At 48.7% G+C, this 15,948-nt stretch carries 12 protein-coding genes; 3 read left to right on the top strand and 9 right to left on the bottom strand.

Annotated elements, in window-relative coordinates:
- Positions 1 to 7: 7 nt before the first annotated feature.
- Entirely contained in the window at positions 8 to 2,929 is a 2,922-nt protein-coding gene (locus ACYSNS_RS05475; RefSeq protein ID WP_461722398.1) for a bifunctional [glutamine synthetase] adenylyltransferase/[glutamine synthetase]-adenylyl-L-tyrosine phosphorylase, read from the top strand.
- A gap of 132 nt (positions 2,930 to 3,061) precedes the next feature.
- A complete protein-coding gene (locus tag ACYSNS_RS05480) occupies positions 3,062 to 3,937 on the top strand; it encodes a methylated-DNA--[protein]-cysteine S-methyltransferase (protein ID WP_461722133.1) in 876 nt (291 codons plus the stop codon).
- Positions 3,938 to 4,040: 103 nt separating this feature from the next.
- Here ACYSNS_RS05480 and ACYSNS_RS05485 read toward each other — a convergent pair whose 3' ends face one another.
- Complete coding sequence (locus ACYSNS_RS05485; protein ID WP_461722134.1) at positions 4,041 to 6,359, bottom strand: sensor histidine kinase; 2,319 nt, start codon at positions 6,357 to 6,359, stop codon at positions 4,041 to 4,043.
- A 522-nt stretch (positions 6,360 to 6,881) separates the two neighbouring features.
- Positions 6,882 to 9,509, bottom strand: coding sequence for an aminopeptidase N (gene pepN, locus ACYSNS_RS05490; protein WP_461722135.1), 2,628 nt, complete (start codon positions 9,507 to 9,509; stop codon positions 6,882 to 6,884).
- Positions 9,510 to 9,802: 293 nt separating this feature from the next.
- Between pepN and ACYSNS_RS05495 the strand changes: the two genes are divergently transcribed.
- Positions 9,803 to 10,717: a DMT family transporter gene (locus ACYSNS_RS05495; RefSeq protein WP_461722399.1), complete on the top strand. Its 915-nt coding sequence runs from the start codon at positions 9,803 to 9,805 to the stop codon at positions 10,715 to 10,717.
- A gap of 75 nt (positions 10,718 to 10,792) precedes the next feature.
- On the opposite strand, the gene ACYSNS_RS05500 is transcribed toward ACYSNS_RS05495, so the two are convergent.
- The 7 genes from ACYSNS_RS05500 to ACYSNS_RS05530 form a co-directional block, all read right to left on the bottom strand.
- Positions 10,793 to 11,617, bottom strand: coding sequence for a uracil-DNA glycosylase (locus ACYSNS_RS05500; RefSeq protein WP_461722400.1), 825 nt, complete (start codon positions 11,615 to 11,617; stop codon positions 10,793 to 10,795).
- A gap of 50 nt (positions 11,618 to 11,667) precedes the next feature.
- Positions 11,668 to 12,243 carry an SAM-dependent methyltransferase gene (locus ACYSNS_RS05505; protein WP_461722136.1) on the bottom strand — a complete coding sequence of 192 codons (576 nt, stop codon included), beginning with the start codon at positions 12,241 to 12,243 and terminating at the stop codon, positions 11,668 to 11,670.
- Positions 12,221 to 12,973, bottom strand: a complete 753-nt coding sequence (locus tag ACYSNS_RS05510) for a PIG-L deacetylase family protein (protein ID WP_461722137.1) — start codon at positions 12,971 to 12,973, stop codon at positions 12,221 to 12,223. The genes ACYSNS_RS05505 and ACYSNS_RS05510 overlap by 23 nt, the downstream gene beginning before the upstream one ends.
- Positions 12,967 to 14,076: an acyl-CoA dehydrogenase family protein gene (locus ACYSNS_RS05515; RefSeq protein WP_461722138.1), complete on the bottom strand. Its 1,110-nt coding sequence runs from the start codon at positions 14,074 to 14,076 to the stop codon at positions 12,967 to 12,969. The genes ACYSNS_RS05510 and ACYSNS_RS05515 overlap by 7 nt, the downstream gene beginning before the upstream one ends.
- A gap of 173 nt (positions 14,077 to 14,249) precedes the next feature.
- Positions 14,250 to 15,005, bottom strand: coding sequence for an endonuclease/exonuclease/phosphatase family protein (locus tag ACYSNS_RS05520; protein WP_461722139.1), 756 nt, complete (start codon positions 15,003 to 15,005; stop codon positions 14,250 to 14,252).
- 292 nt (positions 15,006 to 15,297) lie between these two features.
- Positions 15,298 to 15,438, bottom strand: a complete 141-nt coding sequence (locus tag ACYSNS_RS05525; RefSeq protein ID WP_461722140.1) for a hypothetical protein — start codon at positions 15,436 to 15,438, stop codon at positions 15,298 to 15,300.
- A gap of 65 nt (positions 15,439 to 15,503) precedes the next feature.
- The gene (locus tag ACYSNS_RS05530) at positions 15,504 to 15,926 is read right to left on the bottom strand and encodes a hypothetical protein (RefSeq protein ID WP_461722141.1); all 423 of its coding nucleotides are present in this window, start codon (positions 15,924 to 15,926) and stop codon (positions 15,504 to 15,506) included.
- Between the last annotated feature and the right edge of the window lie 22 nt (positions 15,927 to 15,948).

The following is a 15,948-nucleotide window of genomic DNA, read 5'->3' on the forward strand; positions in this document are numbered from 1 at the left end:
TGGCGCTATGCAAACAGTTTTCTGGGACCAAACATTAAAACATCTCACACCGCTCGACAGCAGTGGTGCACAATGGCTTGCCGATGTTATCGAGAAAGCACGTTCGGACGGTCTTATAGAACTCGCCGATTCTTTTGAGGCAGGCGTCGGTCAAACAGACTTCATTGCGGCTGTGATGACGCTTTCGCCGTTTCTTCGCGAGACATTTACGCGATACCCTTCCTATCTGGAACCCTTGCGTCATATGGGTATCGAACATCGACTTGCACTGATCTTGGATAACATCGGGCGATGCGATGTTACAGAAGGTATTAACGAAGCCGGTTTAATGGCCACTTTGCGGATGCAAAAGCGCGAAGCGCATGGTTTGATTGCATTGGCCGATCTTGGGGGTATTTTTACCACGGCCATGACCTGTGAATGGTTGACCCGCTTGGCGGAGGCAACATTGGGTGCAAGCCTGCGCTTTCTCCTGCGGGAGGCACATGACCGCGGCAAGATCAATTTGGCCGATCGTGATAATCCGGAAACCAGTTGCGGCCTGATTGTATTGGGTATGGGCAAGCTGGGAGCGCGTGAGCTTAATTATTCATCCGACATTGACCTCATTGTTTTCATTGACGAAATGTCACCACATATTGGTGAACCCTATGAAAGTGTCGATGTATTTTCAAAAATGATGCGCCGTCTTATTCGCATCATGCAGGAACGTACCGCCGATGGTTATGTCTTTCGGGTCGATTTGCGCTTAAGACCGGATCCAGGTTCGACGCCATTGGCATTGCCGGTGGGTGCTGCGTTACATTATTATGAAAGCCGCGGACAGAATTGGGAACGCGCTGCGATGATCAAGGCGCGGCCGGTTGCAGGCGATATTGGGGCTGGCTTAAATGTCATTCAAGAGTTATCGCCCTATATTTGGCGTAAATACCTCGATTATGCGGCGATAGCCGATGTTCACTCGATCAAACGCCAAATCCACGCCCATAAAGGGCATGGGGAAATTGCAGTCAAAGGCCACAATGTCAAACTTGGCCGCGGCGGTATCCGTGAGATTGAGTTTTTCGTTCAAACCCAGCAACTGATTGCTGGGGGGCGGTTTCCGCAATTGCGGGGGCAACGTACCGTTGAGATGCTAGCCGAACTTTGCGATCTGGGTTGGATCAATGAGGAAACGCGCGATACTTTGACTGAAAAATACAGTTTTTTGCGTAATGTTGAACATCGTATCCAAATGCTGGCGGATGAACAGACCCACATTTTGCCAGAGGACGAAGAACAGTTTCTCAGTATTGCCTATTTGATGGGCTATGCCGACAGTGAAAGCTTTACCCGCGATTTTTTGGCTGCATTGAAGATAGTCGAGAAGCACTACGCCGCTCTGTTCGAACAGGAACAGGAACTCGGCTCCGAACAAGGCAACCTTGTTTTTACCGGCGAGGATGATGATCCGGAAACGCTGGCCACATTGGCCCGGCTGGGGTTCGCGCGACCTAGCGATATTTGCAGGATCATCCGCACTTGGCATTTCGGCCGCTACCGTGCCACCCAATCGGCTGAGGCGCGCGAAAGGCTTACCGAGCTGACACCATCTTTGCTCAAGGCATTCGGGGCAACGAAGCGTGCTGACGAGGCGCTTTCGCGCTTTGATGCGTTCTTGCAAGGGCTGCCTTCGGGCATACAGCTTTTCAGTCTGTTGCAATCAAACCCGCCGCTTCTCGATATGCTTGTGTTGATTATGAGCGCGGCGCCGCGATTGGCTGATATTATCACCCGAAAACCCCATGTTTTTGATGGAATGTTGGATCCTGCTATTTTTGCGGAAGTGCCGACCAAAAACTATCTTGAAAATCGACTGGAGCATTTTTTAAGTGGCGTGGAAATCTATGAAGATATTCTGGATCAGTTGCGGGTTTTTGCAGATGAGCAGAGGTTCCTGATAGGTATCAGGCTTCTAACGGGCGCGATTGATGGTGTCAGAGCCGGATTGGCTTTTACGGATCTGGCCGACCTGATGATCATGCAAGCATTGGATGCGGTGGAAGAAGAATTTTCGCGTCGCCATGGGAAAGTCAAAGGTGGACGCATCGGCATTTTGGGCATGGGGAAACTTGGAAGCCACGAACTGACCGCGGGTTCGGATGTCGATCTCATTCTTCTTTATGACCATGATCCAGATGCCGAAATGTCCGACGGTGAAAAGCCGCTTTACATATCACAATACTATATGCGGTTGACCCAACGGTTAATATCTGCCCTTTCCGCCCCGATGGGAGAGGGCGTGCTTTACGAAGTGGATTTGCGACTGCGACCTTCGGGCAATAAGGGGCCAGTCGCCGTGCCGTTTGAAGCCTTTGGCAAGTACCAACGTAACGAGGCATGGGTATGGGAGCATTTGGCGCTCACACGTGCACGCGGTATCGCTGGTGACCAGATGTTTTTGCAGAAATTGGAAGACGAGGTTTGTGCCATTATAGCGCTGAACCGGGATGCCAAAACTGTTGCGAATGACGTCTCCGAAATGCGGGCATTGATTGCCGAGGAGAAACCGCCGCTCAATCAATGGGACTTAAAAACCATGGATGGCGGCTTGGTCGATCTGGAATTTATTGCGCAGTTCGCAGCTATAACCCATCAGGCTGATTTCGAAATAGGTCGTACAACTGCCGATGTGCTGGCGCATTTGCCGCAAACCTTTCTGGATAGTTCCTCTGCAAGTGAACTTCATCATGCCTATCGGCTTTATACCAATTTGAGCCAGATGATGCGTCTTTGCCTCAATGAACAACTCGACCCCGACGACATGCCGCCCGGGCTTTCGGACTTGCTGCAGAGGGCCGCGGGAGAACCGGACTTACAGCGCGTGGAAGGTTTGATCGCCGAAACAGGTCATAGCGTTGCTGAAATATTCAGGCATGTTATCCGCTAGCATCTTGGCTTTCGTTTCACGCACAAACTATTGCACGGGTAGATAGTACGACGATTTCAGTCATGCGCAAGAAACGGAGTGAAGGGCGTATTTTCCTTTGTCATAATGGGATCGGTTAACGAGATAAAGACAATGAGTGACAAACAAAGCGTTCTGAAAACAAACAATTTGATAACGCCGCCCGATATACAGCAAAGAATGCTGACAGCAGTGAATATGATCGAGAAAAGCCAGGGCGAAGTCGGGTTGGACCGCATTGCATCCGCACTTGGAATTAGCGCCTATCACTTCCATCGCCAGTTTAAGAAGCATGTTGGCGTGACGCCCAAACAATATGCAATGGCTATTCGCAACCGTTCAATCCAAAATGAACTGCATAATGCTGAGCAGAGTATAACTGCAGCGATTTACGGTGCCGGTTTCAACTCGGGCGGGCGTTTCTATGCGGTATCCGATTCGATGCTTGGAATGACCCCGACTGCTTTTCGTAAAGGGGGCGATAAGGTGCAAATTGTTTTTGCTTTGGCAGAAACTTCACTCGGGAGTTTGCTTGTTGCTAAATCTGAAAAAGGCGTTTGTTCCATTGCCCTTGGTGATGCCGATGAATTGCTACAGACTTTTCAAAGCCGCTTTCCCAATGCCAGCCTTGTCGCCAATGATAAGATATTCAACCAGCAAGTTGCAATGGTCGTTGCCATGGTTGAAACGCCGACAGTGGCTAAGGTGAATTTACCGCTCGATATTCGTGGCACCGCCTTTCAACAGAAAGTATGGGATGCACTGCGTAAATTGTCGTGTGGCGATAGGATATCTTATGAGGAGTTAGCACAAAGGATCGGTATGCCGAAAGCGAGCCGCGCTGTCGCACGTGCTTGCGCAACCAACGATCTTGCGCTCGCCATTCCCTGCCACCGTGTCGTCCGCAAAAATGGTGATTTATCCGGCTATCGATGGGGTGTCGAACGGAAAAAGATCCTGCTTGAAAGAGAAATGTCCAACAAAAGTTGACAGACTTTTGTATCCGGAAAATGCGATAAACAAAGAGTCAGAAAGGATCCATCTTTCAATACTAGATGGATTTGTTCTCATCTAAGCAGCCCATATTGATTGATCAACCTTGCTCAACCGGAAGAACAACCGTAACCGTTGTTCCCTTGCCCTCTTTCGAGGCGATATGCAGCTTGCCGTTATGAAGTTCGACAAGCGAACGTGAAATTGCTAGCCCGAGACCAGAACCCGTATGGGTTTTGGTAAACTGGTTTTCCACTTGCTCGAACGGTTGGCCCAGTTTTGAAATCGCCGACTTTGGAATGCCAACGCCGGTGTCTTCAATCACGCAGATCAGCTGATCGCCTTGTTGGTAGGCGCTGACGTTGATATGACCGCCCGCGGGCGTAAATTTCACAGCATTGGATAGTAGGTTCAAAATGACCTGACGGATTGCACGACGGTCAACATCGCCATGAAGTTGCGGGGCGATGTCTGCTGTTACGGAAACAGCTTTTTCCTGCGCTTGCGGCGTTAATGTACGAAGCGCTTCACTGATAATTGGTTCAAGATCAGCGTTCTCGCAATCAAGTGTAAAACGTCCGGCTTCAATCTTAGACATATCAAGAATGTCATTGATAAGCGTTAGAAGATGGGTGCCTGAATTATGGATATCGTTCATATATTCGGCATAGCGCTCCGAACCCAACGGGCCGAAGGTTGATTGGATCATCATTTCTGAAAACCCGATAATTGCATTAAGCGGCGTGCGCAATTCATGCGACATATTTGCCAAGAATTCCGACTTAGCCTTATTGGCACTTTCGGCGCGTTCTTTTTCAGATTGCAAACTTTCATTGAGCTTTTCAACCTGGTTGGCGCGTTGCTGCGCGCTTTGGCGAGCCAATTTAAGCTCTTGAATGAACGAATAGAGGCGGCGTTCGCTATCTTCCAGACTTTTCTGCTGCTGCTTCAATTCCGAAATATCGGTACCAACGGAAACAAGACCACCGTCCTGCGTACGTCGCTCATTGATTTTAAGCCAGCTGCCATCGGCCATTTGGCGGATGCTGGTGAAATTGCCGGTATTGTCTTCCTCGACTGCCTGTTCACTTATGGCTGGCCTCGACATAGCTTCAACGGTAACGCGTTGGACACCCGGCTGCAGCATATGATCGGGCAGGGATGCATATTCGCGGAATTTACTGTTTGACATGACAAGACGACCTTCAGAATCCCACAAAACAAAAGATTCGGAAATATTTTCAATCGCATCACGGATACGAAGGTCGGCTTGTGCGGTCTGTTCGGCAAATTGATGCTGTTCGCTGATATCGAATGAGATACCGACGAGATGGGCTTCTTCACCTTCAGCGACCTCGGCACGGATTCGCATCCAGACATAGTGCCCATCCGCGTGGCGCATCGGAACGTTAATGTCGATATGGTCTTTTTCGCCACTCATCAAACCACGTGCCAATTCATAGAGGTCGGCATCGGCCGGATTGATGATTGCTGTGATCTGCGAGATGGAAAGCAATGCATCCTGCGGCTTATAGCCGAGCATTTCGTACATTGAGCGCGACCAGTAAACCCGCCCGCTCGCCATATTCCAATCCCATAAGCCGCAACGGCCGCGCATCATTGCCATATCAATGCGGTTCTGGATTTTTTCCGATATCATGTCGGTGTCGCGGGCGCGTGCGGCTTGACTATAATAGGCATAAAGAATTGCCAACATCACACCCACCGTTCCAGCAAACAATGTGATGTTCAACGAAATGGTTTTGCGCCATTCAAGATACATCTGGTCGGTCGTTTCGGCGACGAAAACACCATATCGTCCCTGTCCTGCCTGATCGAATGATGCAAGGGCCGTTTCACCATCCATCTTCACCTGCATGACACCGGCACTGCGACCAAGAACAAAAAGAGCGGAGCTGTCGGCAATCGTATCGGTCAGCGGATGTCCAAGGATAGGTTCCATACCGGATGCGGCAACAACAACGCCGGCATCATCAACAACGGCAATACGCGCAAAGCCACTAATTAGCGCGCGCGTACGGAAATCAACAAGGATATTCTGCAAGTCATTGCCGGTTAATACAGCGTCGCCATTTTCTGTATGCTTGGCAAAAACAGCGCGGTCGACCGAGCTTCCAATATGCCCCGTGGCGAGCGTCAGAGCCGAGCGTGTCGATGCGTCGATTGTCTGGCGCCATTCATAGAGCGATATAAACCGTGTTGCTGCCAGCACAACCAGAAAAGCAATAATCAGAAGCGGGATTGAACGACGCAGCCAAGGCTCGACCACGAGCAACCGTTGATAGGTCGGCCCGGAAAGTAGATCAACATGTGCCGACCAGCCCTGACGTCTTTTTACAGACGGCTGGGAATCAACAAATGTCCCTGTGGGCGCGTCAAACGCGTCCAATTGCGCCATTTCTGGCCCCCTCGAAAAATAAAGAAAAAACCGGAGAACTGATTCGGTACGCAAAACAGCCGAACAAGGGCAATGAATCAAAACTGATTCGCCCTGTCCAGCTTTTTTTTTAACGCAAAATTAATTTTCATGGCTATAGTTTAAAATTCGACGCTTAATATAGCTTTAATTTTAAACCTCAAACCACTATTTTAAAAAGGTTTTTTTGCTTGGTGTGACTGGTAAAAAAGTCGGATTTCAGCTGAAAACATTTATTACATTATGGATTTCTTTTGTAGTAAGTCGATTGTTCTCACAATCTTTCGCTTTCGCCCATAGACTGTCCATATTCAATGCTTGACGGCCTGATCAATTCCAAAGCGCCCACCAGAGCGCTTCCGTTGCAAGTCGGCTCACGGAAGCACTAAAAAATTAATGTTGTCGCAATTTCCTCGCACATAGGCGCTTCACACTTTTCTGCAATTGATCCAGCATGTGAAGCGCAAGCCTGCGAAAAGAAAAAGGCCCGTTGGCGCGGTTAAATTATGCCAATGTACGTCGTACAATATCAGCTACATCGGTTGATAGATTTGGCTGTTGCGAAATATGTCGCAAAGCCGCTTCCAATTTTGCCCGTCTTCCTACTTCAAGCTGACGCCATGACCGCGTCAATGTCAGAAGTCGCGAGGCAAGTTGGGGATTTTTTCGATCAATCTTTAGAATTATATCGGCGAGAAATGTGTAGCCTTCACCATCTTCTCTATTAAAGCCGGTTTGATTGGCGCTGGCAAATACGGCAATCAAAGCACGGGTACGATTGGGATTATCAAGAGAGAAAAGCGGATTTTTCATCAGTTCCCGAATATGATCAAGCGTTTTCGCGCCAGGAACAGCAGCCTGCACCGAAAACCATTTATCCATAACCAACGGGTCGTGACCATAGCGGTTTGCAAAGTCGGAAAGGGCACTCTGGGTATCATCAGACTGGTTGAAACGATAGACCAGAATGGAAAGTCCCGCCATGCGATCGGTCATATTGTCGGCATTTTTATAGTGCGCCCATGCGCGCTCGGGACTGTTTTCGGCAACCGAGAGATAGTCTAGTAGGATATTTTTCAGCGCACGCTTACCTGCTTGGGCAGCATCCGGTGAATAGGCAGAACCATCCGACAAGAGCGTGAACATACCGCTCAATCTATCAGACAAAGCTTTAGCAAGTGATGTTATGAACCCCAATCTGACCATATAGATTCGGTCGGGATCAATGTCATGACCGATAATACGGGCAATCTCAGCTTCAGATGGCAATTGTAAACACAGAGCGCGGAAAGCTGGTTCCAGCGTATCATCCATCAATACGGTTTGCATGAGCGCAAGCAAACCTTCCGGCATCACCGCTTGCTGATTTGTATCGTCTTTTACGGCACCAACCAAAGCTTGTGTCATCAAGCGGTTGAGCGATTGCCAGCGATTAACAAGGTCGGTGTCGAAGCGGGCGAGAAAGGCCAATTCCTCATCGCTTTGCGCAATTTGCAAATTGACCGGTGCTGAAAAACCGCGCAGTAGCGACAATACGGGTTTTTCGGTAAGTTGCGATAGGCGGATCGTCTGTTTTTTTTCGGTAAGAATGATGACGTCGTTTTCAACGTGGTTGTCACCTATAAACGCCATTGCTTTACCATCTTGGCCGATCAGGCCGAAAGCAATCGGAATAACCATAGGTTTCTTTTCGTCCTGGCCGGGTGTCGGGGCCAGATTTTGTTCAATATCCAGCGTCAAAACGCCCTGATAATATGTGGTTTCCACTTGCAAGGTCGGGGTGCCAGCCTGCTCATACCATAACATGAATTGTTGAAAATCATGACCGGAGACATCGGCAAAACAAGCAATAAAATCTTCAATTGTGCATGCTTCTCCATCGTGACGATCGAAATAAAGATCCATGCCTTTCCGGAATACGCTTTCACCGAGAATCGTATGGATCATTCTGACAATTTCAGCACCTTTTTCGTAAATCGTTGTGGTGTAGAAATTGTTGATTTCGCTATATTGGCGCGGGCGCACGGCATGGGCAAGGGGCCCAGCGTCTTCAGGAAATTGTGCTGCCTTAAGCAATCTGACATCGCTGATACGATGCACCGCGCGCGACCGCTCGTCAGACGAAAACTCTTGATCACGATAAACGGTGAGCCCTTCTTTGAGACAAAGCTGGAACCAGTCGCGGCAGGTTATACGATCGCCTGTCCAATTGTGAAAATATTCATGGGCAATAACCCGCTCAATACCGGCATAATCGGCATCGGTCGCTGTATCTGGGTCAGCAAGAACATATTTGTCGTTAAAAATATTGAGCCCCTTATTTTCCATCGCCCCCATATTAAAGTCTGAAACGGCAACGATGTTGAAAACATCGAGATCATATTCGCGCCCAAAGCGTTTTTCATCCCAGCGCATAGAGCGTTTCAACGCGTCCATCGCATATGCTGCACGCTTTGCTTTGCCTTTCTCAACATAGATTCCGAGCTTTACCTCGCGGCCAGACATGGTCTCAAAATGATCTTCCAGATGGTCGAGATCTCCACCTACAAGAGCGAATAGATAGGAAGGCTTTGGATGGGGATCCTGCCAAACAGCGTAATGACGCCCCTCTGGCAAATTGCCGACTTCGACGAGATTGCCGTTAGAAAGCAGGATAGGGGCCGTTGCTTGATCAGCTTCGATGCGTGTACGATAGATTGATAGAACGTCGGGTCGATCATAGAAATAGGTAATACGGCGAAAACCTTCCGCTTCGCACTGCGTACAATAAACCTTGGCTGAGCGATAAAGACCCATTAATTGCCGGTTTTCCTCAGGATTGATTTGCGTGACGATTTCAAGATCAAAACTGCTTTCGGGCAGTTTGCGGATCTCTAGTCGGGAAGCTGTGGCGCTATATTCGTGCGCTTCCAATTTCTGTCCGTTGATAGCCACGGAAACGAGTGTCAGGTCATCTCCGTCGAGGACAAGCGGGGGAACGTCGGATGTTTTAGCGCGCGGCTCAATCGAAAGAACTGATGTGACAATGGTTTTTGTCGGGTGCAGCGAAAAACATAATTCTGTATGGGAAATGGCATAATCTGTCGGACGATAATCTTCTAGGTGATATACAGGATTGCTGTTGTCGCTCATAAAACTAACCTTCTCAATAAATCTGGAAAACCAAGTTAGTCGCATTTATGGGAAACAACAATAACCGGCTGGCGCAAAGCAATATCTCGCACAGTAATGTGATTGTTTGGAATAGAGGCTGGCATGGTGAAAAGAATTCATCTATCAATTTGATCTTGCGCTGATAAGTGGCGTGCTGAAGCTGTCTGAAAGAAGCTATCCGCAATCATGTTGTCGGCATATTGCCTGCAAAAGGAGACCATGACGTGGCGGACAAGCCTTCGACAATACCCGATAAACCGTCAGGCAATGTTATGCTCGGCATTTGGATGAAAATCCTTTCGGTCACATGTTTCGTCGTTATGTATAGCTTCCTGAAATCTGCAAAGGGTGTGCCTGCAGGCGAACTGAGTTTCTTTCGTTCATTTTTTGGTTTGGTGCCGGTTTTGATCTGGATTATCATGTCGAAACAGCTGACAACGGTTTTTTATACCCGCAATATCACCGGCCATATTTTCCGTGGCATGTTCGGGACTTTCTCTATGTTGTTCAGTTTCTACGCGCTGACGCTTCTACCTCTGCCGGAAACAATTGCAATCAATTATGGTGAGCCACTGATCCTGGTGATTTTATGCGCAATATTCTTGGGCGAGAAAGTGCGCATGTATCGCTGGAGTGCGGTTATTGTGGGGCTTATCGGCGTTTTAATCATTCTTTGGCCAAGGTTGACTGTCTTGGGAAGTGACAACGCTGATATTGGAGCTTCTATTGGTGCTGTATCGGCGATGATAGCTGCCATCATGGCGGCTATTGCCATGTTGCTCGTGCGTAAACTCGTATTTACAGAAAAAACAACAACGATCACGCTATACTTCATGATTACATCGAGCGTCATATCGCTTTTCACTGTGCCTTTCGGTTGGGTAGTGCCGGACATGTATCAACTTATCATGTTGATTTCGGCTGGTCTTTTTGGCGGTATTGCGCAAATCTTCATGACGCAAGCCTATCGTCACGCCGAGCCCTCCACGGTTGCGCCGTTTGAATATACATCCATGCTTCTAGGTCTCTTAAGCGGATATTTCTTGTTTGGCGAAGTACCAACACTTGCTATGCTGTTCGGTGCAAGTCTTGTCATTGCAGCCGGTATATTCATCATCCTGCGCGAGGCCCATATCATTGGGCCGGGAACCGGCCGCTGGCGTGCCCTGCGGCATAAAAACCGCTAAACAATATGCGGGGGTTCCCCTGTGTTCATCAATGTCGGCTTGTTGAAATGCCGAGCGCTGAGGCAGCCTCTGACCCTAGTCCAGATTGTTCAGCTGCTGTTTAATTTCGAGGAAATCAGCCCATACCAGCTTTTTCTGACTGGGCGTGCGTAACAGATAGGCTGGGTGGAAGGTCGGCATTACCGGTATATTAGTACCGTTTGTGGTTTCATGCGACAACCATTTCCCCCGGGAACGGATAATACCATTCTTGACGCCTGTCAGAACCTGCATGGCGGGCCCGCCAAGTGCTACCAGCAGACGGGGCGCGGCAAGTTCAATCTGCCTTTCGATAAATGGACGACAAAGCTCAGTTTCCATCGGTGTGGGCGTGCGGTTGCCGGGCGGCCGCCAAGGGATCGTGTTGGCAATGTAAACCTCATCCCGCTTAAGCCCGATGGCACCCAATATGCGGTTGAGAAGTTGCCCTGAACGGCCAACAAATGGAATGCCCTGTAGATCCTCGTCACGACCAGGCGCTTCCCCCACGAGCATCAAACGACTACCCGCCGTACCATCAGAAAAACAGGTGTTTTTTGCTGTCATTTTCAGGGTGCAACCATTGAACGACTGCAAAGCATGAAAAAGCTCATCCAATGTATTTGCACTTTTGGCAAGTTCTGCAGCTGTTGCAACATTTCGGTCATCCGACACAGTAGCACTTCGAATGGTTGCCGGCGGCGTTTGCGCCGGCGATTTATGAGCCGGCACCTCGAAGGCTGGTTTCAGCTGCTGTTCGAGCGGTGCGGATTGAGCAAAACGGTCTATCGCCGCGTCGGAAAGCGCACTATCTACGCCTGCGGCTTCGTAAAAGCCCAGCAATTCTTCGTAGGAAATGGTTTGCTCTCGATGCGTTGACATCATAACCTTCGGATGCATTTGTCTGTGTCAATTGCATAGACCAAGCAGGTTCAGTCTTCAAGGTTGAGTATGTCAATGCGGTAGTTTTCTCGCATGAGCGATAGTGGCGTGCTAAACGCGGAATCGGTATAAAATGCCTGACGGAAGATTTCGGATGCCTCGTCACCTTGAACCAATTCGGTCATTGGTTGGCGATAATTTACCACGACACAATCGCCACCAAATGCCAATGACATAGCGGCTTTATGAGCAAGATGGCGAATGATATCGGGCGGGAAATAATAGAGTATCTCGGAAAATACGATGAGATCGAACTGGCCTTCGGGCCACTCTTGTGGCAATTCTGCGCACACAAAGGATATTGCGCTGTCCGATCCACAATAGTGTTTGGCTTTTTCTAGAGCTGTTGGAGAACAGTCGATCGCGGTTATATGGCTGCATCGCTCTGCCAATCTTTCGGTCAAAACGCCGATTGAACACCCCACCTCCAAACCATGCTTGTAATGCGGCTTAGGCAGGCTCTTCAGTGTTGTTGCATATTTTTCCTGTTCGTAGGGTGAGAAGCAGTAGTTCCAAGGGTCGTCTTTTGATTGATAGAGTTCTTCAAAGCGAGCGATATTCATCATCTGCCTCCAAAAAGAATTCATTTGTTTGAACCAAGTGGTCGCGGGTCTGCGCTGTCATGACAAAACCACTTGGATCGTCGTCAATCAGCTGTGTCATCTGCGATTGGTGTGCCATGACGGCTCTGCTTTTTATCGATTGGAATTTGGTCGTATCGAAAGATAATGGCGTTGTATTCTTGATCTGATCGTTTTCAACAAAACGCCCCCAGACCGAATAGAAATAAAGCGCTGCTTCATCCCAATGACGTTGTAATGCATAGGCCAAACGGGCGGCATTTTGATGATCAATATGAGGGTCGCCAATCCAACTCGACCAAATGACACTGGGCCGAAAAGGCGATAGCATTGCTTTGACCCGGAGGCAGGCAAGTTCTATATCGGCGGCGGTTTGCGGGCTGCTTTGATCGGTGTAACCAAGCATATAGGCATTGCCTTTTCCACCGGTTAAAAGTGCGCTCGAACGATAGAATTCGGTGGCTCGCAGATTGATAAGTTTTTCTGGAGGCCATTTTTGCGAATTTTGATGGGATAAACGACCATCAGTCACACACACGATATGTATCTCCATGCCCGCGTCATTGGCGGCAGCAATGGCACCGCCACACCCAAGGGCCTCATCGTCGGGGTGGGGGGCAAGAACCAGAATTCTTCCTCCCGGTGCTATATCCTCCAAGCGCCCCTGTGTCGTAGGAGCGCGCATCAGGGTGCCTTGCGAAAAAGCTGTTACCATAGTGGCTGGCCTCCACGTTTTATCAATAATTTCGCCGCGTGAAGCAGCTTGCCATCAGGCGCGGCCTGACGGATAAATACTGTAAGATCGCGTCTCATGCGCTCTATCGGGCAGCGCTCCATAAAAGCTTCCATGCCAAGGGACTTTTCACAAAGCTGTAATACTTCGATACAAGTTTCTTCTGTTTTATCGCGAGCCAGTAGGGCAGCTAAAACCGCGTCGTCAACGGCGGTATCAACTGGGTTTCTCGCGGCACTATCAACCCGACGGGCAGCGTTCAACAGCATTGCCGCGGCTGCCAAAGTGCTTGATGTTGCTTTGGCCAGCCGTGCCAATTGAAAAGCGTCATCAAGCCTGTTGCGTTGCGCGAGTATAGTTTGCCATTCGGCAATTATTCTTTCGGCTGCACCGATATGGGCAATGCTATAACGCCAGATTCCACCTTGAAAATGCGGCTCTATCTGGAAATCACCTGGCTTACCCAGGAAATCGCTTTCGCTCATGATGACATCACTGAAATCGTATATGCCTGAAAGTGTCGGGCGCATACCGGATACGTCCCAATCGGTGACATTCTGACGTTCGCTGTCATTGACGTCAATAATGGCCAGCTGATCGGGATCACCGTCGCGTTCCCGCAGGCTGACAACCGCAAAATTGACCAAACCGAGCCCGGACGCAAAACGTTTTGCGCCGCTCAACTTGATAAACCCCGACGATTGCTTGTGATAGCGCAATGGAGGGCGATAATCAGCCCCCCATACACCTAGAAGTGCACCATCTTTTACCTGATTGAATATCCTCATTTTTAATGGTTCTTGAGCATATAGGCTGACAAGGCGTAGCGCATTAAGGTGTCCTTCAAACAGACGCGCAAGCGAAAGGTTTGCTCCCCCCAAGCGACGCAAAAACTCGTACACTTGATGGGTTTGTTCTTCTGTTTGGGGTATTGCCCAATTTTTTCCGCCCGCGGCTTCAGGCAGACAAGCCCTAAGCGCGCCGTTTTCTGTCAACCGCTGCAGATCGACACTTAAGCCATATTCCTCGGCATGATCTGCGCTCTCTGACAGCAAACGGAATAAAACATCATTATCTTTCCACATTGCATTTCCCGGTTGTTGTTACAACCGCTGATTGCCCCGGCAGCGGAAATAGGCATTTCGTCCTTTAATTGTTATGCAGTTAGCGCAGCTTGCAGCCAAGGCAAGACCGAGATGCTTCCAAGGCGTAAAACGGTTAATGGATTAAACCGGACTAAGAGATATAAAGATATGGTTTAATTAAACTGGAACTCAACCATAACGGGTAAATGATCGGAGCCGATGGACTGCAATCGTTTTACCGATATGACGCGAATATTCTTTGATACTAAAACCTGATCAATCGGGAGACCGAGATATTTTCGGAACTGGTCGGGAAAACGATAGCTTAGCCAGCTGGGCCCTATCTTTGAAACGTGGGTCGTGTCCGTCATTGCTTCCATACGTTTGACCGCATGGCTCCATGTGACTGCGTTGAAGTCGCCTGCAATGATGGTTGCCCGTCGCATATCGTGTCGATCGAGATGCTGGTTCAGGACGCCATTTTCCAAATCGGTGAGCTGTCTATCTTGTCCAAATGGCCATGGCCAAGAAAGATGCACGGACAGGAGATTGAGCGATAGGCCACCGTCAGCATCGTTGCTCAAAGGCAGCGCAAAGACATAGCCACGCGTTGTGGATGCTTTATGACAAGCGGCGGTTTGCGAAGATAGGGGGGAGAAGTGACTGCTGAATGTTCCCGATATTAGTATTCCGGTTGCCCCGATGGGATCATCCTTCGGCATACAGCCAGAAAGACTGTAGCCGCTTTCCTTCAATGTGGCGAGCCAATTTGAAGAAGCTTCCTGAAATATCACAATGTCTGGTTTTTCTCGTACAATTGCATCTAAAAGTTTGCTATGCGCTGCATTGTCGTACCGCAAGTTAATCTGTAAAAGCTTGTAAATCCTGCCAGGGGAGGCCGCTGCTTTAGGCGGTATGCCGCTGTTCATATCTCCTAGAGTGATCATCATTATCGCAAAAACAATTGCTGAAAATCCGGCTTTTCGTTGTCTTGTGAATAATAGAGGCAATGAAAGCAAAAGTGTTAAAAAGGCGAGTGGTACGCGAATGTCTGACAGTGAATCAAGAAGAGGATGCCAAGATGAAAATAGTCCCGCGAGCAACGGCAACGTGCTTATAAAAACCATGGTAAGCCACAGTTTTAATATGAGGTATATACGACGTTTTACTATTGGTTGCGCCATATGGTTTTGTAATGCGCGTCAAATTTCGCGTCAATGGTCACTTCAAGGCACTTGTTATCATTGGATCGATTAAGGGCTGGGCATAGGCAGGCGTTTTTGCGTGGAAAAGTGCCGCAGCCAGCGCAAGCGAGATGGAAAATAGCGCGATAGAAAGAATAGAAAAACGACGTATCAACATGACAAGGGCTCCGTTTATAAAACCACTTTGCATGAAGTCGATTGAACATAGGCTGAGAGTGTCGTTCAGCTGCCGTTCATCTCAGGATTGAAATCTCCGTCCGATCGCTCAGGCATCAATGTTCGTATGATTGCCTTATTGACGATGAAAAAGCCTTTTGCAGGTAAGGATAAACCTTCAAGAAATAGCGGAACAGAAACCAAAAGCAGAAGAGTAAGAAAGAGCAGCTTTTTGAGATTGCTGCGCTCTTCTGGTATATAATCTCGTTGCATCAATAGCGTATTGGCTTTTAGAGCAAAGTGAGAGGGAACCCAAAGCTCCATTCCACCAACCGCTACGGTGATTGAAAGGTTTGCCTGTAGAATATATTCATTGGTTAAAAAGACGGGAACGTTGTGCGCCTGCAGATAGGAGCGCGCTAAAAGTGTTTCGGTTAAGTTGAAGCCAGTGGCAATTTTTATCATATAGTTTGATGTTTTATCAGGCATTATCAAAACAAACTCCTCCCCG

The sequence above is a fragment of the Bartonella sp. LJL80 genome, assembly GCF_054871565.1.

Excerpts from the sequence above, each read along its gene's own strand:
- ACYSNS_RS05530 (WP_461722141.1), bottom strand. The coding sequence starts at position 15,926 with ATGCCTGATAAAACATCAAACTATATGATAAAAATTGCCACTGGCTTC.
- ACYSNS_RS05485 (WP_461722134.1), bottom strand. The coding sequence starts at position 6,359 with ATGGCGCAATTGGACGCGTTTGACGCGCCCACAGGGACATTTGTTGAT.
- ACYSNS_RS05495 (WP_461722399.1), top strand. The coding sequence starts at position 9,803 with ATGCTCGGCATTTGGATGAAAATCCTTTCGGTCACATGTTTCGTCGTT.
- ACYSNS_RS05480 (WP_461722133.1), top strand. The coding sequence starts at position 3,062 with ATGAGTGACAAACAAAGCGTTCTGAAAACAAACAATTTGATAACGCCG.
- ACYSNS_RS05500 (WP_461722400.1), bottom strand. The coding sequence starts at position 11,617 with ATGTCAACGCATCGAGAGCAAACCATTTCCTACGAAGAATTGCTGGGC.
- ACYSNS_RS05515 (WP_461722138.1), bottom strand. The coding sequence starts at position 14,076 with ATGTGGAAAGATAATGATGTTTTATTCCGTTTGCTGTCAGAGAGCGCA.
- ACYSNS_RS05510 (WP_461722137.1), bottom strand. The coding sequence starts at position 12,973 with ATGGTAACAGCTTTTTCGCAAGGCACCCTGATGCGCGCTCCTACGACA.
- ACYSNS_RS05525 (WP_461722140.1), bottom strand. The coding sequence starts at position 15,438 with ATGTTGATACGTCGTTTTTCTATTCTTTCTATCGCGCTATTTTCCATC.
- ACYSNS_RS05475 (WP_461722398.1), top strand. The coding sequence starts at position 8 with ATGCAAACAGTTTTCTGGGACCAAACATTAAAACATCTCACACCGCTC.
- ACYSNS_RS05520 (WP_461722139.1), bottom strand. The coding sequence starts at position 15,005 with ATGAACAGCGGCATACCGCCTAAAGCAGCGGCCTCCCCTGGCAGGATT.
- ACYSNS_RS05505 (WP_461722136.1), bottom strand. The coding sequence starts at position 12,243 with ATGATGAATATCGCTCGCTTTGAAGAACTCTATCAATCAAAAGACGAC.
- pepN (WP_461722135.1), bottom strand. The coding sequence starts at position 9,509 with ATGAGCGACAACAGCAATCCTGTATATCACCTAGAAGATTATCGTCCG.